Annotated in this window: 23 protein-coding genes; 9 read left to right on the top strand and 14 right to left on the bottom strand. The window is 64.1% G+C overall.

Annotated elements, in window-relative coordinates; translation table 11 throughout:
* Positions 1–74: 74 nt before the first annotated feature.
* From CLU88_RS09275 to CLU88_RS09250, 6 genes are all read right to left on the bottom strand, one after another.
* Entirely contained in the window at positions 75–563 is a 489-nt protein-coding gene (locus CLU88_RS09275; RefSeq protein ID WP_099656342.1) for a hypothetical protein, read from the bottom strand.
* 54 nt (positions 564–617) lie between these two features.
* The gene (locus CLU88_RS09270; protein ID WP_099656341.1) at positions 618–896 is read right to left on the bottom strand and encodes a septum formation initiator family protein; all 279 of its coding nucleotides are present in this window, start codon (positions 894–896) and stop codon (positions 618–620) included.
* Positions 897–978: 82 nt separating this feature from the next.
* The gene (gene eno, locus CLU88_RS09265; protein ID WP_099656340.1) at positions 979–2,265 is read right to left on the bottom strand and encodes a phosphopyruvate hydratase; all 1,287 of its coding nucleotides are present in this window, start codon (positions 2,263–2,265) and stop codon (positions 979–981) included.
* Positions 2,266–2,365: 100 nt separating this feature from the next.
* A complete protein-coding gene (locus CLU88_RS09260) occupies positions 2,366–2,656 on the bottom strand; it encodes a DUF1330 domain-containing protein (RefSeq protein ID WP_056173684.1) in 291 nt (96 codons plus the stop codon).
* Between the two features lie 3 nt (positions 2,657–2,659).
* Positions 2,660–3,517, bottom strand: a complete 858-nt coding sequence (gene kdsA, locus CLU88_RS09255; RefSeq protein ID WP_099656339.1) for a 3-deoxy-8-phosphooctulonate synthase — start codon at positions 3,515–3,517, stop codon at positions 2,660–2,662.
* Between the two features lie 11 nt (positions 3,518–3,528).
* Positions 3,529–5,187 (bottom strand): CTP synthase, encoded by a 1,659-nt coding sequence (locus tag CLU88_RS09250; protein WP_099656338.1) that lies wholly within the window; start codon positions 5,185–5,187, stop codon positions 3,529–3,531.
* Positions 5,188–5,280: 93 nt separating this feature from the next.
* Here CLU88_RS09250 and coaBC point away from each other — a divergent pair, with 93 nt between their 5' ends.
* The 3 genes from coaBC to CLU88_RS09235 all read left to right on the top strand — a co-directional run bounded on the left by coaBC (position 5,281) and on the right by CLU88_RS09235 (position 7,775).
* On the top strand, positions 5,281–6,495 hold the full coding sequence (gene coaBC, locus CLU88_RS09245) for a bifunctional phosphopantothenoylcysteine decarboxylase/phosphopantothenate--cysteine ligase CoaBC (RefSeq protein ID WP_099656337.1): 1,215 nt from the start codon (positions 5,281–5,283) through the stop codon (positions 6,493–6,495).
* A 125-nt stretch (positions 6,496–6,620) separates the two neighbouring features.
* Entirely contained in the window at positions 6,621–7,067 is a 447-nt protein-coding gene (gene dut / locus CLU88_RS09240) for a dUTP diphosphatase (RefSeq protein WP_099656336.1), read from the top strand.
* 198 nt (positions 7,068–7,265) lie between these two features.
* A complete protein-coding gene (locus tag CLU88_RS09235; protein WP_099656335.1) occupies positions 7,266–7,775 on the top strand; it encodes a glycine zipper 2TM domain-containing protein in 510 nt (169 codons plus the stop codon).
* 55 nt (positions 7,776–7,830) lie between these two features.
* Here CLU88_RS09235 and CLU88_RS09230 read toward each other — a convergent pair whose 3' ends face one another.
* Positions 7,831–8,355 carry a peptidylprolyl isomerase gene (locus CLU88_RS09230; RefSeq protein WP_099656334.1) on the bottom strand — a complete coding sequence of 175 codons (525 nt, stop codon included), beginning with the start codon at positions 8,353–8,355 and terminating at the stop codon, positions 7,831–7,833.
* Positions 8,356–8,408: 53 nt separating this feature from the next.
* Here CLU88_RS09230 and CLU88_RS09225 point away from each other — a divergent pair, with 53 nt between their 5' ends.
* The 3 genes from CLU88_RS09225 (at position 8,409) to CLU88_RS09215 (ending at position 10,588) form a co-directional block, all read left to right on the top strand.
* On the top strand, positions 8,409–9,548 hold the full coding sequence (locus CLU88_RS09225) for a cupin domain-containing protein (RefSeq protein WP_099656333.1): 1,140 nt from the start codon (positions 8,409–8,411) through the stop codon (positions 9,546–9,548).
* Positions 9,545–10,072 carry a hypothetical protein gene (locus tag CLU88_RS09220; protein ID WP_099656332.1) on the top strand — a complete coding sequence of 176 codons (528 nt, stop codon included), beginning with the start codon at positions 9,545–9,547 and terminating at the stop codon, positions 10,070–10,072. The genes CLU88_RS09225 and CLU88_RS09220 overlap by 4 nt, the downstream gene beginning before the upstream one ends.
* A 249-nt stretch (positions 10,073–10,321) precedes the next feature.
* Positions 10,322–10,588, top strand: a complete 267-nt coding sequence (locus CLU88_RS09215) for a hypothetical protein (protein WP_099656331.1) — start codon at positions 10,322–10,324, stop codon at positions 10,586–10,588.
* Positions 10,589–10,741: 153 nt separating this feature from the next.
* On the opposite strand, the gene CLU88_RS09210 is transcribed toward CLU88_RS09215, so the two are convergent.
* The 6 genes from CLU88_RS09210 to CLU88_RS09190 form a co-directional block, all read right to left on the bottom strand.
* Positions 10,742–11,527 carry an MBL fold metallo-hydrolase gene (locus CLU88_RS09210; RefSeq protein WP_099656330.1) on the bottom strand — a complete coding sequence of 262 codons (786 nt, stop codon included), beginning with the start codon at positions 11,525–11,527 and terminating at the stop codon, positions 10,742–10,744.
* A 99-nt stretch (positions 11,528–11,626) separates the two neighbouring features.
* Positions 11,627–12,727 carry an outer membrane protein assembly factor BamC gene (gene bamC, locus CLU88_RS09205; protein WP_099656329.1) on the bottom strand — a complete coding sequence of 367 codons (1,101 nt, stop codon included), beginning with the start codon at positions 12,725–12,727 and terminating at the stop codon, positions 11,627–11,629.
* Positions 12,728–12,765: 38 nt separating this feature from the next.
* On the bottom strand, positions 12,766–13,662 hold the full coding sequence (dapA, locus tag CLU88_RS09200) for a 4-hydroxy-tetrahydrodipicolinate synthase (protein ID WP_099656328.1): 897 nt from the start codon (positions 13,660–13,662) through the stop codon (positions 12,766–12,768).
* A gap of 30 nt (positions 13,663–13,692) precedes the next feature.
* Entirely contained in the window at positions 13,693–14,247 is a 555-nt protein-coding gene (locus CLU88_RS09195; RefSeq protein WP_099656327.1) for a bifunctional 2-polyprenyl-6-hydroxyphenol methylase/3-demethylubiquinol 3-O-methyltransferase UbiG, read from the bottom strand.
* A gap of 72 nt (positions 14,248–14,319) precedes the next feature.
* Positions 14,320–14,493 (bottom strand): hypothetical protein, encoded by a 174-nt coding sequence (locus tag CLU88_RS22975; protein WP_158235589.1) that lies wholly within the window; start codon positions 14,491–14,493, stop codon positions 14,320–14,322.
* Positions 14,494–14,525: 32 nt separating this feature from the next.
* Positions 14,526–15,743, bottom strand: coding sequence for an MFS transporter (locus CLU88_RS09190; protein WP_099656326.1), 1,218 nt, complete (start codon positions 15,741–15,743; stop codon positions 14,526–14,528).
* A gap of 155 nt (positions 15,744–15,898) precedes the next feature.
* Between CLU88_RS09190 and CLU88_RS09185 the strand changes: the two genes are divergently transcribed.
* From CLU88_RS09185 to parC, 3 genes are read left to right on the top strand one after another with little or no spacing between them, the layout of a single operon-like run.
* Positions 15,899–17,881, top strand: coding sequence for a DNA topoisomerase IV subunit B (locus tag CLU88_RS09185; RefSeq protein ID WP_099656325.1), 1,983 nt, complete (start codon positions 15,899–15,901; stop codon positions 17,879–17,881).
* Positions 17,882–17,914: 33 nt separating this feature from the next.
* Positions 17,915–18,760 carry a lytic transglycosylase domain-containing protein gene (locus CLU88_RS09180; RefSeq protein WP_099656324.1) on the top strand — a complete coding sequence of 282 codons (846 nt, stop codon included), beginning with the start codon at positions 17,915–17,917 and terminating at the stop codon, positions 18,758–18,760.
* Positions 18,761–18,770: 10 nt separating this feature from the next.
* Positions 18,771–21,128: a DNA topoisomerase IV subunit A gene (gene parC, locus CLU88_RS09175; protein ID WP_099656323.1), complete on the top strand. Its 2,358-nt coding sequence runs from the start codon at positions 18,771–18,773 to the stop codon at positions 21,126–21,128.
* Between the two features lie 72 nt (positions 21,129–21,200).
* Here parC and CLU88_RS09170 read toward each other — a convergent pair whose 3' ends face one another.
* A complete protein-coding gene (locus CLU88_RS09170) occupies positions 21,201–21,659 on the bottom strand; it encodes a RidA family protein (protein ID WP_099656322.1) in 459 nt (152 codons plus the stop codon).
* Positions 21,660–21,764 lie beyond the last annotated feature (105 nt).

The following is a 21,764-nucleotide window of genomic DNA, read 5'->3' as shown; positions in this document are numbered from 1 at the left end:
CCTCGCTGGGGCCGATTTTTGCTATCGACGCTCCAAGTCCGACAGGCTCCTAGGGCCAGGCCCCAAGGCTGCTTCTAGGCTGGTGGCGCCAGTTTCAAAGACGTAAAGAGCCGGTGCTCGCACACCGGATCGCTGCATTTCTCGCATCCCCATGCGCGCAGCCTGGCTCGGGTGTCTGGGTTGCTTTCACTGCCTGGCGCGGTGGGCGCCGATGCCGTCATGGCGGGCTGTGGCGGTTTGGTTTTGCCCTCGTCCAGTGCTGCCAAAACACTGGACAACCTGCGCTCCAGAGGGCCGTACAACACACGGTAGGCGATACCGCGCAATGCCAGCCCTTGGCGCAACTGGGCATCCTGTTCGGCGCGCTGGGGCTGTTCCGCAGCGGAGCAGGGCCAGTCCAGGCCCATCAGCACCACCAGGGCGGGCAGAGTCAGGGCGGGCGCCTCATCGGGCACGGCCCCTGGTGGGTGCAAGCGCCCAGCCAATGGCCCCAGCCGCTCGGCCAAGGCCTGCCAGAGCGCTTCTGCGCCCGTGTGGGCGGCACCCAGGATGTGGACGGTCATGTAAGGAGTGGGCTGGCAAAGGCCAGCCGGGAGAGCGCGATCGCTTGCGAGCGATCAGCGCGGCGTGAACTGAACGTACACCTCGTTGGGCTTGACCATGCCCAGCTCGTTGCGGGCCTTTTCTTCCACCATGTCCAGCCCTTCCTTGAGGTCATGGACTTCAGAGGCCAGACGCTCATTGGTCTGGCGCACTTGGGCATTGGCGGCCTTTTGTTCATCGATCTTCTGCTGCATTGCTGTCACCTGAGGCAAGCTGCCGCGCCCCAGCCAAAGCTGGGCGTGCACTGCGGCCAGCAAGGCCAGCAGGATCACAGGGACAAGGCGGGTGCTCATGAAGTCGGTGAAGGGTGCGAGGGATCGAGGGCTCGGTCAGTCGGTGTCGTTCAGCCGGTGCGGCGCACCGCCCGTGGTGGCGTCAGCGCAGGTTGTAGAACGCTTCGCGGCCGGGGTAGTGGGCGATGTCACCCAGGTCTTCTTCGATGCGCAGCAGCTGGTTGTACTTGGCGATACGGTCCGAGCGTGACAGCGAGCCGGTCTTGATCTGGCCCGCATTCGTGCCCACCGCGATGTCGGCAATGGTGCTGTCCTCGGTCTCGCCCGAGCGGTGCGAGATCACGGCGGTGTAGCCCGCGCGCTTGGCCATCTCGATCGCAGCGAAGGTCTCGGTCAGCGTACCGATCTGGTTGATCTTGATCAGGATCGAGTTGGCAATGCGCTTGTCGATGCCTTCCTTCAGGATCTTCGTGTTGGTCACGAACAGGTCGTCACCCACCAGCTGCACGTTCTTGCCCAGGCGGTCGGTCAGGATCTTCCAGCCGTCCCAGTCGCCTTCGTGCATGCCGTCTTCGATGCTGATGATGGGGTACTTGTCGCACCAGGATGCCAGCATGTCCGTCCATTGCTGGGCGGTGAGTTTGATGCCGCCTTCGCCTTCGAGCACGTAGTGGCCGTCCTTGTAGAACTCGCTGGCAGCGCAGTCCAGGCCCAGGGCGATTTGTTCGCCAGCGGTGTAGCCTGCGGCTTCAATCGCTTGCAGGATCAGCAAGATGGCGGCTTCGTGGCTTTCGACGCTGGGGGCAAAGCCGCCTTCGTCGCCCACGGCGGTGCTGATGCCCTTGTCGTGCAGGATCTTCTTGAGGGCGTGGAACACTTCCGCACCCCAGCGCAGGGCTTCACGGAAGGTGGGGGCGCCCACGGGGATGATCATGAACTCTTGCAAGTCCAGGCTGTTGTTGGCGTGCGCGCCACCGTTGATGACGTTCATCATGGGCACGGGCAACTGCATGCTGCCCATGCCGCCCAGGTAGCGGTACAGGGGCAGGCCAGATTCTTCGGCAGCAGCGCGGGCCACGGCCATCGATACGGCCAGCATGGCGTTGGCGCCCAGGCGGCTCTTGTTCTCGGTGCCGTCCAGATCGATCAGGGTCTTGTCCAGGAAGGCTTGCTCGGAGGCATCGAGGCCCAGCACGGCTTCGCTGATTTCGGTGTTGATGTGTTCCACGGCCTTGAGCACGCCCTTGCCAAGGTAGCGGCTCTTGTCGCCATCGCGCAGCTCAATGGCTTCGCGGCTGCCGGTGGAAGCGCCCGACGGCACCGCAGCGCGGCCCATCACGCCCGATTCCAGCAGCACGTCGCATTCGACGGTGGGGTTGCCGCGGCTGTCCAGCACTTCGCGGCCTACGATGTCAACGATGGCACTCATGGTTTTCCTTTTGCAGAAGTTTTAAATCAAATCGGGCTCTAGCGCTTATCTAATAAGCGCTAGCAGCTATCAATTAGTGAGCGATCAGGTGCGAAGACGGTCAAACGCCTTCGACACACACCATGCGCATGATGGCCGCACCTTCGCGCGCGGCCTTGGCCTTTTGGTACTCGGGCGTGTCGTAGAACGCGCGGGCCGCGTCAAAGCTGGCGAACTTCAGGATGACGGTGCGGCCGGGGTTCCAGTCGCCCTCCAGCACTTCCACCTTGCCGCCGCGCACGCACACTTCGGCGCCGTGGGCTTGCATGGCCAGGGTGCTCCACTTGCGGTACTCCTCGTACTGCGTGGGGTTGGTGACGGTGACGGATGCGATGACGTAACCACTGCTCATGTCTCAGGCTCCAAAGTTGTTTTCGAGGAATCCGTTTTTCTTGGTGACATCGTCCAGCGCCACCAAGGTCTCCAGCAGCGCCTTCATGTGCTTGAGCGGCACGGCGTTGGGGCCGTCCGACCAGGCTTCGGCGGGCTTGGGGTGGGTCTCCATGAAGAGGCCCGCCACACCCACCGCCACACCCGCGCGGGCCAGCACGGGCACCATGTCACGGGCGCCGCCACTCACTGCGCCCAGGCCGCCGGGCTTTTGCACCGAGTGGGTCACGTCAAACACCACCGGCGCGCCCGAGTTGCGCATCTCGGCCAGGCTGGTCATGTCGGCCACGAGGTTGTTGTAGCCAAAGCTCACACCACGCTCGCAGGCCAGGAAGCGGTCTTCCGACAGGCCGGCTTCCTTGGCGGCAGCGCGGGCCTTGTCGATGACGTTTTTCATGTCCCAGGGCGCAAGAAACTGCCCCTTCTTGATATTCACCGGCTTGCCACTTTGCGCCACCGCGCGGATGAAATCCGTCTGGCGGCAGAGGAAGGCAGGCGTTTGCAGCACATCGACCACGCTGGCCACCTCGGCCACGTGGGAGGTGTCGTGCACATCGGTAAGGATGGGCAACTGCAACTGGCGGCGCACTTCATCGAGGATCTTCAGGCCCGCATCGATGCCCACGCCGCGCTGGCTGGTGCCGGACGAGCGGTTGGCCTTGTCAAACGAGCCCTTGTAGATCAAGGGAATGCCCAAGGCCGTGCAGGCTTCCTTGAGCTGCCCCGCGACGTCGAGCGACATCTCCAGGCCTTCGATGGAGCAAGTACCTGCGATCAGGAAAAAGCGCTGCTGCAGGCCAACGTCAAATCCGCACAGTTGCATAGCCGTTTTCCTCAGGCTTTCGCCGCTTGCTTTTGGTGTTCCACCGCCGCCTTGATGAAGGCGTTGAACAGCGGGTGGCCGTTCCAGGGGGTGGACTTGAACTCAGGGTGGAACTGCACGCCGATGAACCAGGGGTGCACGTTTTGTGGCAACTCCACGATTTCGGTGAGCTGCTCGCGCTGCGTCAGGGCCGAAATCACCAGGCCCGCCTTGCGTAGCTGGTCCAGGTAGTTCACGTTGGCTTCGTAGCGGTGGCGGTGGCGTTCGGTCACCACATCGCCGTAGATGCTGTGGGCCAGCGTGTCCTTGGACACGTCCGAGCTTTGGGCGCCCAGGCGCATGGTGCCGCCCAGGTCCGAGTTCTCGTCGCGCTTCTTGATGGTGCCGTCCGCGTCCTTCCACTCGGTGATCAAGGCGATCACGGGGTGGGGCGTGGTGGGGTTGAACTCGGTGCTGTTGGCATCGGCCAGCCCGGCCACATGGCGGGCGTATTCGATGGTGGCCACTTGCATGCCCAGGCAGATGCCCAGGTAAGGCACTTTGTGCTCGCGGGCAAACTGGGCCGTGCTGATCTTGCCTTCCACACCGCGGCTGCCAAAGCCGCCGGGCACCAGAACCGCGTCGTACTTGGTCAGCTTGCCAGCAGCGTTGGCGCTGTCGATGGTCTCCGAGTCCAGGTGCTCGATCTTCACGCGCACATGGTTCTTCATGCCCGCATGGCGCAGTGCTTCGTTGACGGACTTGTAGCTGTCCGACAGGTCCACGTACTTGCCCACCATGGCGATGGTGACTTCGCCGCGAGGGTGTTCGGTTTCGTACACCAGCTCATCCCAGCGCTTGAGGCTGGTGGGCGGGGTGTTCAGGCGCAGCTTGTCGCAGATCAGGCCGTCCAGGCCTTGCTCGTGCAGCATGCGGGGCACCTTGTAGATGGTGTCCACATCCCACATGCTGATCACGCCCCATTCGGGCACGTTGGTGAACAGCGAGATCTTTTCGCGCTCTTCTTCGGGCACCTGCTTTTGTGCACGGCACAGCAGCGCATCGGGCTGGATGCCGATCTTGCGCAGCTCCTGCACGGTGTGCTGGGTGGGCTTGGTCTTGAGCTCGCCGGCCGTGGCAATCCAGGGCAGGTAGGTCAGGTGCACAAAGGCAGAGTTGTTGGGGCCCAGCTTGAGGCTCAACTGGCGCACGGCTTCAAGGAACGGCAGCGACTCGATGTCGCCCACAGTGCCGCCCACTTCGCAGATGGCCACATCCACCGCGTCGTCGGTGCCAATGCCCGCGCCGCGCTTGATGTATTCCTGGATTTCGTTGGTGACGTGCGGGATGACCTGCACGGTCTTGCCCAGGTAGTCGCCACGGCGCTCTTTTTCGAGCACGGACTGGTAGATCTTGCCGGTGGTGAAGTTGTTGGACTTCTTCATGCGCGTTTCAATGAAACGCTCGTAGTGGCCCAGGTCCAGGTCGGTTTCCGCGCCGTCGTCGGTCACAAAGACCTCGCCGTGCTGGAAGGGGGACATGGTGCCTGGGTCTACGTTGATGTAGGGGTCAAGCTTGATGAGGGTGACTTTGAGTCCCCGCGATTCGAGGATCGCGGCAAGGGAGGCTGAGGCGATTCCCTTACCGAGGGAAGACACCACACCGCCGGTGACGAAGACAAATTTGGTCATGTCGTTTTATGGTGGTGGGAAATTGGGATTATAGATGGGGCATGAAAGCAGCAGCCGGCTGAGCCCTGGTCGGGGTCTGCTAAATTCGCGCCCATGAATGAGCTTGCTGGCAAACACATTGTTCTGGGTCTGAGTGGGGGCGTGGCTTGCTACAAGGCGGCCGATTTTTGCCGCCAGCTCATCAAGGCCGGGGCCACCGTGCAGGTGGTGATGACCGAAGCGGCTGGGCAGTTCATCACGCCTGTCACCATGCAAGCCCTGTCGGGCCGCCCTGTGTACGGATCGCAGTGGGACGCGCGCGAGCCCAACAACATGCCGCACATCAACCTCAGCCGCGAGGCCGATGCCATCGTGGTTGCGCCTTGCAGTGCCGACTTCATCGCGCGGCTGGTGCAAGGCCGCGCGGACGAACTGCTGAGCCTGATGTGCCTGGCCCGGCCCATCGACCGCGTGCCCCTGTTGCTGGCACCTGCCATGAACCGCGAAATGTGGGCCCACCCCGCCACGCAGCGCAACCTGGCCCAGGTGGCAGCAGACGGCGCCACGGTGCTGGGGGTGGGCAATGGCGACCAGGCCTGCGGCGAGACGGGCGATGGCCGCATGCTGGAGCCCAGCGAGTTGCTGGAAGAATTGATCGCCTTTTTTGCACCCAAGGTGCTGGCCGGGCAGAGGGTGCTGATTACCGCCGGCCCCACGTTTGAGGCCATCGACCCGGTGCGGGGTATTACCAACCTCTCCAGCGGAAAAATGGGCTTTGCCATTGCCCGTGCGGCGCGCGAGGCTGGGGCCGACGTGACCCTGGTGGCCGGGCCTGTGCACTTGCCCACCCCCCGCGGGGTGCGGCGCGTGGATGTGAAATCTGCACAAAATATGCTGCAAGCGGTTGAGGAACAAGCGCAAGGCGCTACTGTATTCATAGCAACTGCGGCGGTGGCCGATTGGCGCGTGGCGGCGCAGTCGACCGAGAAAATCAAGAAAGACGGCTCGGGCCAACCCCCCGCGCTGCATTTTGTGGAGAACCCCGACATCCTCGCCCGCGTGGCCCAGTCGCCCCAGGCCCAGTCGGGGGCGCTGTATTGCGTGGGCTTTGCCGCAGAAAGCCACGACCTGCTGGCGCACGCCACGGTCAAGCGTGCCCGCAAGGGTGTGCCGCTGCTGGTGGGCAACATTGGCCCGGCCACGTTTGGGCAGGATGACAATGCCTTGCTGTTGGTGGATGCGCAGGGGCACAGCGAACTGCCGCGCGCCTCCAAGCGCGCCTTGGCCCAGCAACTGGTGGGCGAAATCGCCCGGCGCCTGCAGCGCTGAGAGCCCTGTAGGCAACGAGTACCACCGGCCCCTCCTTTTCTACGCACCGCCTTCTGCCGGGCCATGCCGGCGCAGAGGGCTTTTTTTATGGCATTGCGCCTGGTTTTATTTCGAGAGCGAACCTTATGAAGATTGACGTCAAGATCCTGGATCCCCGCATGGCCGAGCAGCTTCCGGCTTACGCAACCCCTGGCAGCGCGGGGCTGGACCTGCGCGCCTGCCTGGATGCCCCCCTGACCCTGCAGCCCAATGCCTGGCAACTGGTGCCCACGGGCATTGCCGTGTACCTGAAGGACCCCGGTTACGCCGCGCTGATCCTGCCCCGCTCGGGCCTGGGGCACAAGCATGGCATCGTGTTGGGCAACTTGGTGGGCTTGATCGACAGCGACTACCAGGGCCAGTTGATGGTCAGTGCCTGGAACCGCAGCGATGTCGCCTTCACCATCGAGCCCATGGAGCGCTTGGCCCAGATGGTCATCGTGCCCGTGGTGCAGGCCGAGTTCAACGTGGTGACGGACTTTGTGGCTACCGAGCGTGGTGCGGGCGGGTATGGTTCTACAGGCAAGGCCTGATCGCTGCGGTGCCTCTGGCGCGCCGCCAGCATGGGCGTCGGTCGATTCTTACGTTTCGTTGGGCTTTTTACCGACGCTTCATCAGGGGGCTGTGCACTGGGCGCATCCTTGGCGCGTTGGTGTAATTTGTACCTGATCCCCGTGCGGGGGCCTTGCAATCCACAGGGCCTTCGGCACATCCTCTCAAGGAGACCTTTTATGCCCCAATTCAATCGCTCTGCCGTCGTGGCTTGCTCCATCGCCGCAGTGCTGGCCCTGTCCGCCTGCGGCCACAACCGGCCCGACCCTTACTACGGCGGCGGTTATGGCGGTGGTTACCAAGGGGCCGCACCGTCCTATCCCGTGAACAACAACCCCCGTGGTACGGAGTTTGGGCGTGTCTCCAACATCGAAGTGCTGCAAAGCCGTGGCTCTGGCCAGACCTCGGGTGGCGGCGCCGTGCTGGGGGCCGTGGTGGGTGGTTTGCTGGGCAACCAGGTGGGCAAGGGCAGTGGGCGCGCTGCAGCCACTGCCGTGGGGGTGATCGGCGGTGCCGTGGCGGGCAACGCCATCGAGGGCCGCAACAGCTCTGGCGACTACGTCGAGGGCTACCGGATTTCCGTCCAGCTGGACCATGGCGGCTACCGCGTGTATGACGTGGGTTCGCCGGGCGATCTGCGCATCGGAGACCGCGTGCGCCTCTACAACGGGCAAATCTCCCGCCAGTAAGCTGAACAGCTACTGCACCCACGCCCACCGCGCGCTGGCGGGCGTGGGGTGCGGGTCAGTGCAGCAATTGACTGCCGGGGGTTTGGGCTTCAATGCGGAAGAAGCCCGTGCCTGTGGTGCCCCGGCCCACTTCTTCTTCGGTGGCTTCGCGCACCGATTCCACTTTCAGCTGCAGGCGCAGCGCAATGCCGGCCAGCGGGTGGTTGCCGTCCAGCACCACATGCTCGGGGTAGATTTCGGTCACGGTGTACAGGCCGCTGCGGGGCGCAGCCGGATTGCATTCGGCGGGCAGGGCGGAGCCCTCGAAGGTCATGCCTTCCTCGATCTCGGCCGGGAACAGCTGGCGCGGCTCCAAAAAAAGCAATTGGTCGTTGAAGTCGCCAAAGGCATCCTCAGGCTCCAAGTGCAGCGCCAGCTTGGCACCTGCGCTGTGGCCTTGCAGGGCTTCTTCGATGCGGGGCAAAAGATCGTTGCCGCCGAGCAAGAACTCCACCGGCTCATCCAGCACGTCCAGCTCTTCTCCGAGGGTGTCTTTGAGGGTCCAGGTCAGTGCGACCACACATTGTTGGGTAATTTCCATAGGAGAATTGTCGCAGTTTGACCAACAGCCCCGCCAGGGGCAGGTGCCTTTTCATGGATATCCAACAACCTTTGTCCCTGCTGGGCGGGCTTACACCCGAGCAGTTCATGCGCCGCCATTGGCACAAAAAGCCTTTGCTGGTGCGCCAGGCGATCCCGAATTTTCAGCCCCCGGTGCTGCGTGCCGAGATGTTTGCGCTGGCGGCGCAAGAGTCTGTGGAGTCCCGTCTGGTGCAGCAAGTCAAGGGTGGCTGGAAGCTGCGCCACGGCCCATTTTCGCGCCGAGCCCTGCCAGCGCTGAACCAGCGCGAATGGACTTTGCTGGTGCAGGGCGTGGACTTGCACGACGACGCTGTGCACCGCCTGATGCAGCAGTTTCGCTTTGTGCCTGAGGCCCGGCTGGACGATCTCATGATCAGCTACGCCACCGATGGTGGCGGGGTGGGGCCGCACTTTGACAGCTATGACGTGTTTCTGCTGCAAGCCCATGGCCGCCGCCGTTGGCGCATTGGCCGCCAGAAGGACCTGACCCTCAAGGAGGGCATTCCCCTGAAGGTGCTGGCCGAGTTTGAACCCGAGGAAGAGTTTGTGTTGGAGCCAGGCGACATGCTGTACCTGCCGCCCCGCTACGCGCACGACGGCATCGCCGAAGGCGAGTGCATGACGTATTCCATCGGCTTTCGCTCTCCAGCCCGAGCTGAGCTGGCGCAGGAGCTGCTGGTGCGCTTGTCGGAAGACGCGGCCGACGACGAGCAGGTGCAGATGTACCGCGACGCCAAGCAAGAGGCCGTGGCCGAGCCTGGTGCCATCCCTGCCACCCTGCAGGCCTTTGCCCGCGAAGCGCTGGAGCGTGCCTTGTCGCAGCCCTTGGCGCTGGAGCGCGCGCTGGGTGAGTACCTTACTGACCCTAAGCCCAGCGTCTGGTTTGATGCCAGTGGTAAAGGCGCCATGATGGAGGCGGTGCGCCTGGACCGCCGCACCCGCATGATGTACGACGCCCAGCATGTCTTCATCAATGGTGAAAGCTACCGTGCCGCAGGCAAGGATGCGACCTTGATGCGCCGCCTGGCCAACCAGCGTTACCTCAGTGCCAAAGAGGTCCAGCGCGCCAGCGACGATGCGCTGGAGCTGCTGTCCATCTGGTGCGATGACGGCTGGGCACATGCCTGCACCGACGACGAAGCCACCCCATGACCACCAAAGACCACCCCGTAAATGGCTCCCCCGAGCAGCCCGGCTTGCCAGAGGGCCGCTTCAGCGGGCGAGAGGCGTTTCAGCAAATGGTGCGCGATGCCTTTGCCACGGCGGCGCGCGAGGGGTGGCCTGAAATCTGGATCAGCGACGCGCACTTTCACGATTGGCCGCTGGGTGAGCGGGCGGTGGTGGAGTCGCTCCAGGCCTGGGCGCGGAGCGGGCGCCGTTTCAGCATGCTGGCAGTGAACTACGACGAGGTCATCCGGCGCCATGCCCGCTTTGTGCAGTGGCGTGGCACCTGGGACCACATCATCACTTGCCGCAAGAGCCCTTCGGCAGATCCCTTGGACTTGCCCAGCGTGCTGTGGTCGCCTGCCTGGGTGATGCAGCGGCTTGACCCAGAACGGTGCGTGGGCGTGGCGGGCCCCGAGTCGGATCGCCGCGTTCTGGTGCGTGAGTCGTTGAACGAGTGGGTGCGCAGCAAGAGTTCCCCAGGTTTTCCGTCCACCACACTGGGGCTTTGACCCGAATCAAGAGGCTGTGGCTTGGCCTGAGGGGCTGCCACGCGCGGCGGTGTTGCGTCTGTGCCTATGTCAACTTGCCGTAAACCTTTTTTCGGTGTTAGTCACTATTGACTAAATACCAATATAATTTATGGCTGCGCCTGAAAATGGTGCAACCCTCAAGTGCATTGCGCCAATGCGTACCAGGGCTTTAACTGGCCGGTCGCCGTGGCTTTTCAAGCTTTTTGTCTGTCCAACTAGGAAATTGAAATGAAGAACTCCGTCGTTCTGGCCGCCCTGATCGCTGCTGCTGCCCTGGCCGCTTGCGGTAAGCAAGAACCTGCACCCGCTGCAGCTCCAGCACCCGCTGCTGCACCCGCTCCAGCTCCAGCACCTGCCGCTTCTGAAGCTGCTCCTGCTGCCTCCGAAGCCGCTCCTGCTGCTTCCGCTGAAGCCGCTCCTGCTGCTGACGCTGCCAAGGCTGCTGCTGACACTGCTGCCGCTGCTGCCACCGGCGCTGCTTCGCAAGCCAAGTAATTCGTGGAGGGGTCGTAGCCTCCCGCAAGGGGCGGCTTGAACCACACACCAAAGCCCTGCTTTTGCAAAAAAGCGGGGCTTTTGCATTGGGGCGTCCTTTTTTCGGAAGCGCTGGCTGTTCCGGCCCCATGTGAACTCGGTGGCCCCTTGCGACTACGCGGCCCCGACGGTGATCCAGGGCGTTCCATTGACCGGGCTGGCCACGGTGATGCGATCGGTGGGCCAGCCCAATGCAGCCCCCAGCGCCTGCTGGGCCAGAGCCGGGGTGTTGTTCTGTGCGCTGAGGTGGGCTGCAATCACACAGGCCAAACTGGGGTGTTGCAAGGCGCAGAGCAGTTCGGCCGCTGCAGTGTTGGCCAGGTGGCCGTATTTGCCACTGATGCGGCGCTTGAGGAAGGCCGGGTAGCGCGATGCCTCCAGCATCTGCGGATCGTGGTTGGCCTCCAGCATCAGGGTGTGGCAGCCTGCCAATTGCTCTTTGACATGCGCGCTGGCGTGCCCCAGGTCCGTCAGCACCCCTAGGCGTGTGGCGCCATCGGTGCAGTGCAATTGCAGGGGCTCCCTGGCGTCGTGCGGCACCGTGAAGGGGGTGGCTTGCCAGCTGCCCAGATCAATGGGCTCCAGATCGTGTGCGGTGCGCAGCAGACCGTCCAGGTCGGGGGTGCCCAGGGCGGCATGGGTGCCATGGCTCATCCAGACGGGAATGCGGTGTTTCAGTGCCAACGAGCGGGCGCAACCAATGTGGTCGGAATGCTCGTGGGTGATGAAGATGGCGTCAATCTGGGCCAGTGCCAGCCCGGCCTCTGCCAAGCGGGCCTCCAGCTGGCGTATGCCCAGGCCGCAATCGACCAGCAGACGCCTTGTGTGCAGGCCATCGCTGCCTTCAATCAGGCTGGCATTGCCCGAGCTGCCGCTGCCAAGGTTTTTGAGGCGCAGCATGTCCAGCGTCCCGTGTTGTCCATTAAAAAAGCCCCGCAGCTCCTGTGTGGGGCTGCGGGGCGGGATGGGGGCACGGTGCTGTGCCCCGCATTGGGCTAGTTACTTCAGTTCGTCCGCAATCACGCGTACGATGCGCTCGGCATTGGCCGACGTTTCAGGGGCGCCAGCTTCATTGAGCACGGACACGGTGGAGGCGTTGCCCTCGCTGCGCACGGCGATGCGGTACTTCAGTGGCGGAATGGCTGCCGACGATCCGCCAAACAGCTTGCCGAAGAAGCCTGGCTCCTTCTTGTCGGCGTTGGGGGCGACGTAGCGCACAAAGTACAGGCCGTCCTTGCGGTTGCGGTCTTCCACGGTGAAGCCGGTGCGGTCCAGTGCCAGGCCTACGCGGCGCCAGGCGCGGTCAAAGTTCTCCGCCAACTGCACAGCGGGTGCGTTATTGACGGTAGCGATACGGGCTGCGGGTGCCACTTGCACTGGGGTGGCGGTGGCTGCAATCGCTTTGGATTGCTCCTGGCTCACGCCCAGCTTGACCATGAGGCGGCGCAAGAATTCGGTTTCCAGCTCGGGGTCGGCGGCGCGGGGCTGCCAGATGGTCTGGTCTTTTTGCGTGTTGGTGTACACCTCGATCATGCCGCGGTGGCTGATGTAGATGTCGGTGCCGCCATTGGCATTGCGCTCCAGGCGGGTGCGGAACTTGTCGCGCTCGCCAGTCGAATACAGCGATTCAAACACCTTGCCCAGGGTCGAACGCACGATGTCCTGGGGCAGCTTGGCGCGGTTTTCGGCCCAGTCGGTTTCCAGAATGCCGAGGTTGGACTGGTCTTGGGTGAAGATGAATCCACTCTCCAGCCAGAACTCACGCACAGGCTCCCACAGCTTGTCGGCAGGGCGGTTTATCACCAGCCAGCGTTGGTTGCCGTCTCGCTCAATGCGCACATCACCAATGGTGGTGGCGGCTGCCTGGCTGGCTGCGGAGGGCTGTGCAGCCTGTTGGCTGGCCTGCAGCGCGGCGGCAGACACGGCGCCGCCGGGCACGGCGTAGCGCGAATCTTTGGAGAGCTGGGTCAGATCCGGGGGCACTTCCAGGGTCGAGCCCTTGGTTGCGCTTTTGTAGTCGATCTTGTCGCCCTCAAGGGTCGAGCAGGCTGACAGGGCAGCAACAAGGGCCAGCAGGCCCAGACGGGTATTTGCTTTCACTCGGAAATCCTTGGAATGTCGGTGAGGGGTGGGCAGGCTCAAAGCAGGCCGCTGCTGCGCAGGGCGCCTTCGACCACGGCTTCGTTGCCCTGGGTCAATGGAGTCATGGGCAGGCGCATGGTTCCGCCGCACAAGCCCATGCGGGCCATGGCCCACTTGACGGGGATGGGGTTGGCTTCGACGAACAGGTGCTTGTGCACGGGCATCAGCTTGAACTGGATTTCCATGGCGCGGCGCGCGTCGCCCGCAATGGCGGCCACGCACAGCTCGTGCATCAGCTTGGGCGCCACGTTGGCTGTAACGCTCACGTTGCCGTGGCCGCCACACAGCATCAGTGCCACGGCGGTCGGGTCGTCACCTGAGTAGATGCCAAAGCCCTTGGGGGCTTCGCGGATGAGCCACTGCGCGCGTTCGATGTTGCCCGTGGCTTCCTTGATGCCGATGATGCCGGGCACCTGGGCCAGGCGCAGCACGGTGTCGTGCTGCATATCGGCCACCGAGCGGCCGGGCACGTTGTAGAGGACGGTAGGCAGATCGCCCACGGCCTCGGCAATCGCCTTGAAGTGCAGGTACTGGCCTTCTTGGGTCGGCTTGTTGTAGTAAGGCACGACCTGCAGCTGCGTGTCGGCACCGACCTTCTTGGCAAACTTGGCCAGCTCGATCGCTTCGGCGGTGGAGTTGGCGCCGCAGCCCGCCATGATGGGCACGCGCTTGGCGGCTTGCTCCACGGCCACGCGGATGATCTCGCAGTGTTCTTCGACATTCACCGTGGGCGATTCGCCCGTGGTGCCCACCACGCCGATGCAGTCTGTGCCCTCGGCGATGTGCCAGTCGATCAGTTTGCGCAGGGTGGGGTAGTCCACGCTACCGTCCTCGTGCATGGGGGTGACGAGGGCGACGATGCTGCCGGTAAGAGGCACGGAGGAAGAGGTCATGTCCGCAGATGAAAACGGTAAAAGGGCATTCTAACTAGACGCGGGCTGCAGCCCATGGCGCGCGGGGGCCTCTGGGTGAGGTGTTTCCCGTACCGCCGCGATCCGCTGCACGAACCGGGCCGGGTTTTCGAGGTAGCCGTCCTCGTAGGCCACCGTGCGCAGCGCCCCAAAAGCCTGCAGCAACTCGCCCGGGCGCAGCAGAAAGTCGGCCCGGCTGGGGCGCCCTACGGTTTCGTGCCCTTGTGCAAAGGTTTCGTAAATCAGCACGCCGCCGGGCGCCAGGCTGGCGAGCAAGGTGGGCAGCAGCGGGCGCCACAGGTAGTTCGTCACCACCACGGCGCCAAACTGCTGGCCTTGCAGGGGCCAGGGGCCGTTTTCGATGTCGGCGCAAATCAACTCACCCAACCCGGCGCAGGCGGCGATGGCCTCGGGCGAACGGTCTACGCCCGTGACGGTATGGCCCTGGGCTTGCAGCCAGCGCATGTGGCGGCCCGCGCCACAGGCCACGTCCAGAACATGGGCGTGCGGTGGGACGAGGTGCGTCCATTGCTGAACCCAGGCAGAGGGGGCTTCCGTGCCGTGCATGTGTTGTTTGCTATTAAATTGGTAGCTGCTGGCGCTTATCTATCAAGCGCTAGGGGCCTAAAATACCACAAATCAAAAGCACGACCAGACTTTGTCGGCCACCATGACCATGAAGTCTGGCACGGTGTACATCGCAAACACCGCAAGGCAAACGGCCACGGCCGCTAGCCAGCCCAGCGCCCGCAGCCAGCTGCGCCGCGCGCGGGGGACGTGCGGTGATGGGGTGGTGGGCTGGGAGGGGTTCACGGCAGGCCTCTTTCAATACGGTTTTTAAGGTGTCAGGCCGCGTGGGGTTGCGCCCGCTGGATGGGGGCTTCCTTGATCGGCAGGTTCACCAGCCCCGCCAGCACGCCCAGCGCAATGGCGATGTACCAGACGATGTCGTAGCTGCCCGTGGCGTCATACAGATAGCCACCCAGCCACACGCCCAGGAAGCTGCCGATCTGGTGGCTGAAGAACACAAAGCCGCCCAGCATGGACAGATGCTGCACCCCAAAAATCTGGGCAATGGTGGCATTGGTGGGTGGCACCGTGGACAGCCACAGCGCACCCATCACGGCCGAGAACACATACACCGACAGCGGTGACAGCGGCACCAGCAAGAAGATGGTGATGACCACGGCGCGGGCCAGGTAGATGAACGACAGAATGAACCGCTTGGGCATGCGCTGCCCCAGCGTGCCTGCGATGTAGGTGCCAAACACGTTGAACAGCCCGATCAGCGCCAGCGCATAGCTGGCCACCTGGGGCGACAGGCCGTGGTCCTTGAGATAACTGGGCATGTGCACCCCGATGAACACCACCTGGAAGCCGCAGACAAAGTAGCCCGCCATCAGCAGATTGAAGCTGGGGTAGCTGAAGGCTTCCTTGAGCGCGTGGCCAATGGTTTGCTCACGCTTGGGCGCCGCAGCGCCCTGAAACCCGGGCTCGCGCAGACCAAAGGCCAGCGGCACGATCATCAGCACCGCCATCGACAACACCAGCAGCGCCTGCTGCCAGCCCAGCCCGGTGATCAGCCAGCCCTCCACAGGCACCATCAAAAACTGCCCGAACGAGCCAGCCGCCGCCGCTACGCCCATGGCCCAGGAGCGTTTTTCGGGCGCAATCTGGCGGCCCAGCACGCCGTAGATCACCGCATAGGTGGTGCCCGCCTGCGCCGCGCCAATCAGCAGCCCGGTGGTCAACGCAAACAGCAGCGGGGTGGGCGACAGGGCCATGCCCGCCAGCCCCAGCCCATACAGCACGGCGCCCCCCATCAACACCCGGAAGGCGCCAAACCGGTCTGCCGCCATGCCCGCAAAGATGCCCATCACCCCCCACGACAGGTTTTGCAGCGCAATTGCAAAGGCAAATGACTGCCTGGTCCAGCCCATCTCTTGGGTGATGGGTTGCAACCACAGGCCAAAGCCATGGCGAATGCCCATCGACAAAGTGACGATGGCCGCGCCGCAGGCCAGCACCTGGAGCATGGATAGTTTGGGAGGATTCATATGCATGCGGGGGAATGTAGCCAGATTGCGGGAAACGCGCTGGTACAGAGGCGACCAATACAGTTGGCAGCAGGGGCGGGGCTGCGGGCGGAGGGCGGCTGAGGCGTTTGGGCTGTTGTTTTATCCAGCCTTTGTTGCGCTGCCGCACTACAATCCGCGCCATGGCTGCCAAACCCACTACTGTCTCCGCTAGCGAATATTCCGAAGGCTCGATCCGCGTGCTCAAGGGCCTGGAGCCCGTCAAGCAACGCCCGGGCATGTACACCCGCACCGACAACCCGCTGCACATCATCCAGGAAGTGCTGGACAACGCCGCCGACGAGGCTTTGGCGGGTTACGGCAAAAAGATCAAAGTCACGCTGCACGCCGACGGCTCGGTCAGCATCGAAGACGACGGCCGGGGCATTCCGTTTGGCATGCATCCCGAAGAGAAGGCTCCGGTGATTGAGTTGGTCTTCACCCGCCTGCATGCGGGCGGCAAGTTCGACAAGGGCAAGGGCGGGGCCTACAGCTTCTCGGGCGGCCTGCACGGCGTGGGCGTGAGCGTGACCAACGCGCTGGCCACGCGGCTCGAAGCCACCAGCCACCGCGAGGGCCAGTCGGCCCGCCTGGTGTTCTCGGGCGGCGATGTGGTCGAGCCGCTGGTGGCCCGCCCGCTGGAGGCGGGCGAGCGCAAGCAGGGCACCTCGGTGCGGGTGTGGCCTGATGCCAAGTATTTCGAGTCGAGTGCGCTGCCCATGGGCGAGCTGACCCACCTGCTGCGCAGCAAGGCGGTGCTCATGCCGGGCGTGTCCGTATCGCTGGTCAATGAGAAGACGCGCGACACCCAGACCTGGCAGTACAAAGGCGGTCTGCGCGACTACCTGATGCAGACGCTCAACGGCGACCCGGTGATCCCGCTGTTTGAAGGCGAAGGCTTTGCCGACAGCGGCAATGAGAGCTTTGCAGAAGGCGAAGGGGCCTCGTGGTGCGTGGCCTTCACCGAAGACGGCCAGCCCGTGCGTGAGAGTTACGTCAACCTGATCCCGACCAGCGCGGGTGGCACCCACGAAAGTGGTCTGCGCGACGGCCTGTTCAACGCGGTCAAGAGCTTCATCGAACTGCACAGCCTGTTGCCCAAGGGCGTGAAGCTGCTGCCCGAGGACGTGTTTGCGCGCGCCAGCTATGTCCTCTCAGCCAAGGTGCTCGACCCGCAGTTCCAGGGCCAGATCAAGGAACGCCTGAACTCGCGCGACGCGGTGCGCCTGGTCAGCGGCTTTGTGCGCCCGGCGCTCGAACTCTGGCTGAACCAGCACGTTGAATACGGCAAGAAGCTCGCCGAGCTGGCCATCAAGGCTGCCCAAACCCGCCAGAAGGCCGGGCAGAAGGTCGAAAAGCGCAAGGGCTCTGGCGTGGCCGTGCTGCCTGGCAAGCTCACCGATTGCGAAAGCAAGGACATCGCCCACAACGAAGTCTTCCTGGTCGAAGGTGATTCCGCTGGTGGCAGTGCCAAGATGGGCCGTGACAAGGAAAGCCAGGCCATCCTGCCGCTGCGCGGCAAGGTGCTCAACACCTGGGAAGTGGAGCGCGACCGCCTGTTTGCCAACAACGAAATTCACGACATCTCGGTGGCCATTGGCGTGGACCCCCACGGGCCCAACGACACGCCGGACTTGAGCGGCCTGCGCTACGGCAAGGTCTGCATCCTGAGTGATGCCGATGTGGACGGCTCGCACATCCAGGTGCTGCTGCTCACGCTGTTCTTCCGCCACTTTCCCAAGCTCATCGAGACCGGCCACATCTACGTGGCGCGCCCGCCGCTGTTCCGCGTGGATGTGCCCGCACGCGGTAAAAAGCCCGCCGCCAAGATGTATGCGCTGGACGATGGCGAGCTCACGGCCATCCTCGACAAGTGCGCCAAGGACGGCGTGGCACGCGAGAAGTGCCAGATCAGCCGCTTCAAGGGCCTGGGCGAAATGAACGCTGAGCAGCTGTGGGAAACCACGCTCAACCCCGACACCCGCCGCCTGCTGCCCGTGCAGCTGGGCGACGTGGACTTTGCCGCCACCGAAGGCCTCATCACCAAGCTCATGGGCAAGGGCGAAGCCGCCGCGCGCCGCGAGCTGATGGAGCTGCATGGCGATGCGGTCGAGATCGATATCTGACGGGCTGAGCCACAGACGCCCACGCTGCTTGCCATGAAATCACTTCGCAAAATCGGCCTCTTGCGCTGGTCTGTATTGGGTTTGCTGCTCTGCTTTTTGCAGCAGCATGCCCATGCCGACCTGTGGGCGCATGTGGACGAACGCGGGGTGACGCACTTTGCGGCCGAGCAGCTCGATGCGCGGTACCAGCTCTTCTTTCGGGGCACCGAGTTCGATTCGACCCGTGACATGCCTGCAGGCACACCCGCCACCCCGCATGGCATGCCCAGCGCCGGTGCGCGCCTGCTGGCGTTTTTTGACATCGCGCCCGGCTACAAAAGCATCAAGCACCACCTGCGCGCCGCCGCAGAGCAGCAGGCTGTGGACTACGAGCTGCTGCAAGCGCTGATTGCCACCGAGTCGGGTTTTGATGCGCAGGCCGTCTCGCCCAAGGGCGCGGTGGGCCTGATGCAGCTCATGCCCGCCACGGCCAGCCGCTTTGGCGTGCGGGCCGATGCCAAGCGCTCGCTGGAGCAAAAGCTGACCGACCCCGCCGTGAACGTGCCCACCGGCACGCGCTACCTGCGTTACCTGCTCGACCTGTTCCCCGGCCGCATGGACCTGGCCCTGGCGGCCTACAACGCGGGCGAGGGCGCGGTGCAAAAGGCCGGTAACCAGATCCCCGCCTTCAAAGAAACCCAGAACTACGTGCGCACGGTGCTGGCGCTGTACACCCAGCTCAAGCCGCCCGCCCCCGTGCTGGCCCAGCGCGCAGCGCCGGGGCGGGTGCGCATGCAACTGCAGGGCGGCGCCCAAGGCCGTGGCAATCTGCCGCCCGACACTTTGGTGGCGCACACCCGCGCCAGCAACGAACCTCTACCGACGATTCCGAACGAATGAGCGCTAACGAATGAGCGACCAACCCACTCTCGATTTCACCACCGCAGGCGATGACGGGGGCGACTCCCTGGGCCTGGCGGGCTACGCCCAGCGTGCCTACCTGGAATACGCGCTGTCGGTCGTCAAGGGCCGCGCGCTGCCCGATGTGTGCGATGGCCTCAAGCCCGTGCAGCGGCGCATTCTGTATTCGATGGACCGCATGGGCCTGGGCTATAGCGGCCCCACGCGCAGTGCGGCGGCCAAGCCGGTCAAGAGCGCCCGCGTGGTGGGCGATGTGCTGGGCCGCTTCCACCCGCACGGCGACCAGTCGGCCTACGACGCGCTGGTGCGCATGGCGCAGGACTTTGCCCAGCGCTACCCGCTCATCGACGGCCAGGGCAACTTCGGCAGCCGCGACGGCGACGGCGCTGCGGCCATGCGCTACACCGAAGCTCGCCTGTCACGTATCACCAGCCTGCTGCTGGATGAGATCGACGAAGGCACCGTGGATTTCATGCCCAACTACGACGGCAGCACCGAGGAGCCGCGCCAGCTGCCCGCACGCCTGCCGTTCGCGCTGCTCAACGGCGCCAGCGGCATTGCCGTGGGCCTGGCCACCGAAATCCCGAGCCACAACCTGCGCGAGATCGCCGACGCCTGCGTTGCGCTCATCAAGACGCCGTCGCTCAGCCAGGAAGAACTGCTGGCCCTGGTGCCCGGCCCGGACTACCCCGGTGGCGGCCAGATCATCAGCAGCGCGGGCGACATTGCCGATGCCTACCGCACGGGCCGGGGCAGCCTCAAGGTGCGCGCGCGCTGGAAGATCGAAGACATGGCGCGTGGCCAGTGGCAGCTGGTGGTCAACGAGTTGCCACCCGGCGTGAGCACGCAAAAGGTGCTCGAAGAGATCGAGGAAATCACCAACCCCAAGGTCAAGGCGGGCAAGAAGGCGCTCTCGCAAGACCAGACTCAGCTCAAAGCCAGCATGCTGGCCGTGCTGGACGTGGTGCGTGACGAGTCGAGCAAAGACGCCCCCGTGCGCCTGGTGTTCGAGCCCAAGACGGGCAAGACCCCGCAGCAGGAACTGATCACCGCGCTGCTGGCCCACACCAGCCTCGAATCCTCGGCCCCCATCAACCTCACGATGGTGGGGCTGGATGGCCGACCCACCCAAAAATCCCTGCGGCAGATGCTGGAAGAGTGGATTGCCTTCCGCCAGACCACCATCACCCGCCGCACGCAGCACCGTTTGAACAAGGTGCTGGAGCGCATCCACATCCTCGAGGGGCGGCAACTGGTGCTGCTCAACATCGACGAGGTGATCGCCATCATCCGCCACGCCGAGGAGCCCAAGGCGGCGCTGATTGCGCGCTTCAACCTGAGCGACCGGCAGGCCGAGGACATCCTTGAAATCCGCCTGCGCCAGTTGGCGCGCCTAGAAGCGATCAAGATCGAGCAGGAGCTGAAAGAACTGCGCGAAAGCCAGGGCAAGCTCGAAGACATCCTGAACAACCCTGGCTCGCTGCGCCGCACCATGGTCAAGGAGATCGAGGCGGACGCCAAGACCTTTGCCGACCCCCGCCGCACCCTCATCCAGGCCGAGAAGAAGGCTGTGGCCGAAGTCAAGGTGGTGGACGAGCCTGTGACCGTGGTCGTCTCGCAAAAAGGCTGGGTGCGCGCACGCACCGGCCATGGCCACGAGGCCGCGAGCTTTGCCTTCAAGGCGGGCGACGGGCTGTATGGCACGTTCGAGTGCCGCACGGTCGACACCCTGCTGGCCTTTGGCAGCAATGGCCGCGTGTACTCGGTGGCCGTCTCGCTGCTGCCCGGTGCACGTGGCGACGGCCAGCCGGTGACCACGCTCATCGAGCTGGAAACTGGCACGCAGGTGCTGCACTACTTTGCCGGGCCTGCCAACGCCACGCTGCTGCTGTCCAACTCGGGTGGCTACGGCTTCCTGGCGGCAGTCGAGAACATGGTGTCGCGCCAGAAGGGCGGCAAGGCCTTCCTCACGCTGGGCGAGGGCGAAACCGTGTGCGTGCCATCGCACGCCACAGGCACCACGGGCAGCAAGCCGGTGCTGCCCGCCACGCATGTGGCTTGCGCTTCCACGGGGGGGCGCATCCTCACGTTCGAGATCACCGAGCTGAAAACCATGGTCAACGGCGGCCGGGGCCTGATGCTGATCGACCTGGAAGACAAAGACCAGCTCGCAGGCGCTGCAGCCTACACGCGCAGCATTCGCCTCGATGGCATTGGCCGGGGCGGCAAGGTGCGCGATGAAACGCTGGAGATTCGCAGCCTGAACAACGCCCGTGCTGCACGGGGCCGCAAGGGCAAGGCGGCGGATTTGGGCTTCAAGCCCAACGCGGTGACCCGCGTGGAGTGACACCCGCTGGCCTGAAAGTAAAAAAGCCAACCGTCGCCGGTTGGCTTTTTTGTTGTGCGCAGTAGCTCGGTATCAAGCCAGTTCGGCAATCAGTTCAATCTCCACGCAAGCGCCCATGGGCACTTGGGCCACGCCAAAGGCGCTGCGGGCGTGCACGCCCTTGTCGCCAAACACCTGGCCCAGCAGCTCGCTGGCACCGTTGGTCACCAGGTGTTGCTCGGTGAAGTCGCCGGTCGAGTTGACCAGGCTCATCACCTTGACGATGCGCTGAATGCGGTTGAGGTCACCGCCTGTGGCCGCGTGCAGTGTGCCCATCAGGTCGATGGCCACGGCGCGGGCGGCCAGCTTGCCTTCTTCGGTGGTGATGTTCTTGCCAAACTGCGCGGCCCAGGGCTTGCCGTCCTTGCGGGCGATGTGGCCGGAGAGGAACACCAGGTTGCCCGTTTGCACATAAGGCACGTAGGCGGCTGCGGGGGCCGACACGGGGGGCAGGGTGATGTTGAGTTCGCTCAGTTTGTCGTAAACGCTCATGGTTGGCTTCCTTGGTTGATGTGCGCCATCGGCGCGGGAAAACGGTGCGAGAAATAGAGGCCCGGTGCTGGCAATGCCTGCATCGGGCTGTGGCGCCAAGTGTTA

It is taken from the genome of Acidovorax sp. 56 (assembly GCF_002749705.1).
In the GTDB taxonomy this organism is placed as follows: domain Bacteria; phylum Pseudomonadota; class Gammaproteobacteria; order Burkholderiales; family Burkholderiaceae_C; genus Acidovorax.
The sequence above is the reverse complement of the archived record's forward strand: the minus strand, read 5'-3'. Positions and strand labels throughout refer to the sequence as shown.

Excerpts from the sequence above, each read along its gene's own strand:
- CLU88_RS09260 (WP_056173684.1), bottom strand. The coding sequence starts at position 2,656 with ATGAGCAGTGGTTACGTCATCGCATCCGTCACCGTCACCAACCCCACG.
- CLU88_RS09275 (WP_099656342.1), bottom strand. The coding sequence starts at position 563 with ATGACCGTCCACATCCTGGGTGCCGCCCACACGGGCGCAGAAGCGCTC.
- CLU88_RS09170 (WP_099656322.1), bottom strand. The coding sequence starts at position 21,659 with ATGAGCGTTTACGACAAACTGAGCGAACTCAACATCACCCTGCCCCCC.
- dut (WP_099656336.1), top strand. The coding sequence starts at position 6,621 with ATGAAGATTGACGTCAAGATCCTGGATCCCCGCATGGCCGAGCAGCTT.
- CLU88_RS09225 (WP_099656333.1), top strand. The coding sequence starts at position 8,409 with ATGGATATCCAACAACCTTTGTCCCTGCTGGGCGGGCTTACACCCGAG.
- CLU88_RS09180 (WP_099656324.1), top strand. The coding sequence starts at position 17,915 with ATGAAATCACTTCGCAAAATCGGCCTCTTGCGCTGGTCTGTATTGGGT.
- CLU88_RS09230 (WP_099656334.1), bottom strand. The coding sequence starts at position 8,355 with ATGGAAATTACCCAACAATGTGTGGTCGCACTGACCTGGACCCTCAAA.
- CLU88_RS09235 (WP_099656335.1), top strand. The coding sequence starts at position 7,266 with ATGCCCCAATTCAATCGCTCTGCCGTCGTGGCTTGCTCCATCGCCGCA.
- CLU88_RS09215 (WP_099656331.1), top strand. The coding sequence starts at position 10,322 with ATGAAGAACTCCGTCGTTCTGGCCGCCCTGATCGCTGCTGCTGCCCTG.
- CLU88_RS09220 (WP_099656332.1), top strand. The coding sequence starts at position 9,545 with ATGACCACCAAAGACCACCCCGTAAATGGCTCCCCCGAGCAGCCCGGC.
- CLU88_RS09185 (WP_099656325.1), top strand. The coding sequence starts at position 15,899 with ATGGCTGCCAAACCCACTACTGTCTCCGCTAGCGAATATTCCGAAGGC.
- parC (WP_099656323.1), top strand. The coding sequence starts at position 18,771 with ATGAGCGACCAACCCACTCTCGATTTCACCACCGCAGGCGATGACGGG.
- CLU88_RS09190 (WP_099656326.1), bottom strand. The coding sequence starts at position 15,743 with ATGCATATGAATCCTCCCAAACTATCCATGCTCCAGGTGCTGGCCTGC.
- CLU88_RS09250 (WP_099656338.1), bottom strand. The coding sequence starts at position 5,187 with ATGACCAAATTTGTCTTCGTCACCGGCGGTGTGGTGTCTTCCCTCGGT.
- CLU88_RS09270 (WP_099656341.1), bottom strand. The coding sequence starts at position 896 with ATGAGCACCCGCCTTGTCCCTGTGATCCTGCTGGCCTTGCTGGCCGCA.
- kdsA (WP_099656339.1), bottom strand. The coding sequence starts at position 3,517 with ATGCAACTGTGCGGATTTGACGTTGGCCTGCAGCAGCGCTTTTTCCTG.
- dapA (WP_099656328.1), bottom strand. The coding sequence starts at position 13,662 with ATGACCTCTTCCTCCGTGCCTCTTACCGGCAGCATCGTCGCCCTCGTC.
- CLU88_RS09210 (WP_099656330.1), bottom strand. The coding sequence starts at position 11,527 with ATGCTGCGCCTCAAAAACCTTGGCAGCGGCAGCTCGGGCAATGCCAGC.
- coaBC (WP_099656337.1), top strand. The coding sequence starts at position 5,281 with ATGAATGAGCTTGCTGGCAAACACATTGTTCTGGGTCTGAGTGGGGGC.
- CLU88_RS09195 (WP_099656327.1), bottom strand. The coding sequence starts at position 14,247 with ATGCACGGCACGGAAGCCCCCTCTGCCTGGGTTCAGCAATGGACGCAC.
- eno (WP_099656340.1), bottom strand. The coding sequence starts at position 2,265 with ATGAGTGCCATCGTTGACATCGTAGGCCGCGAAGTGCTGGACAGCCGC.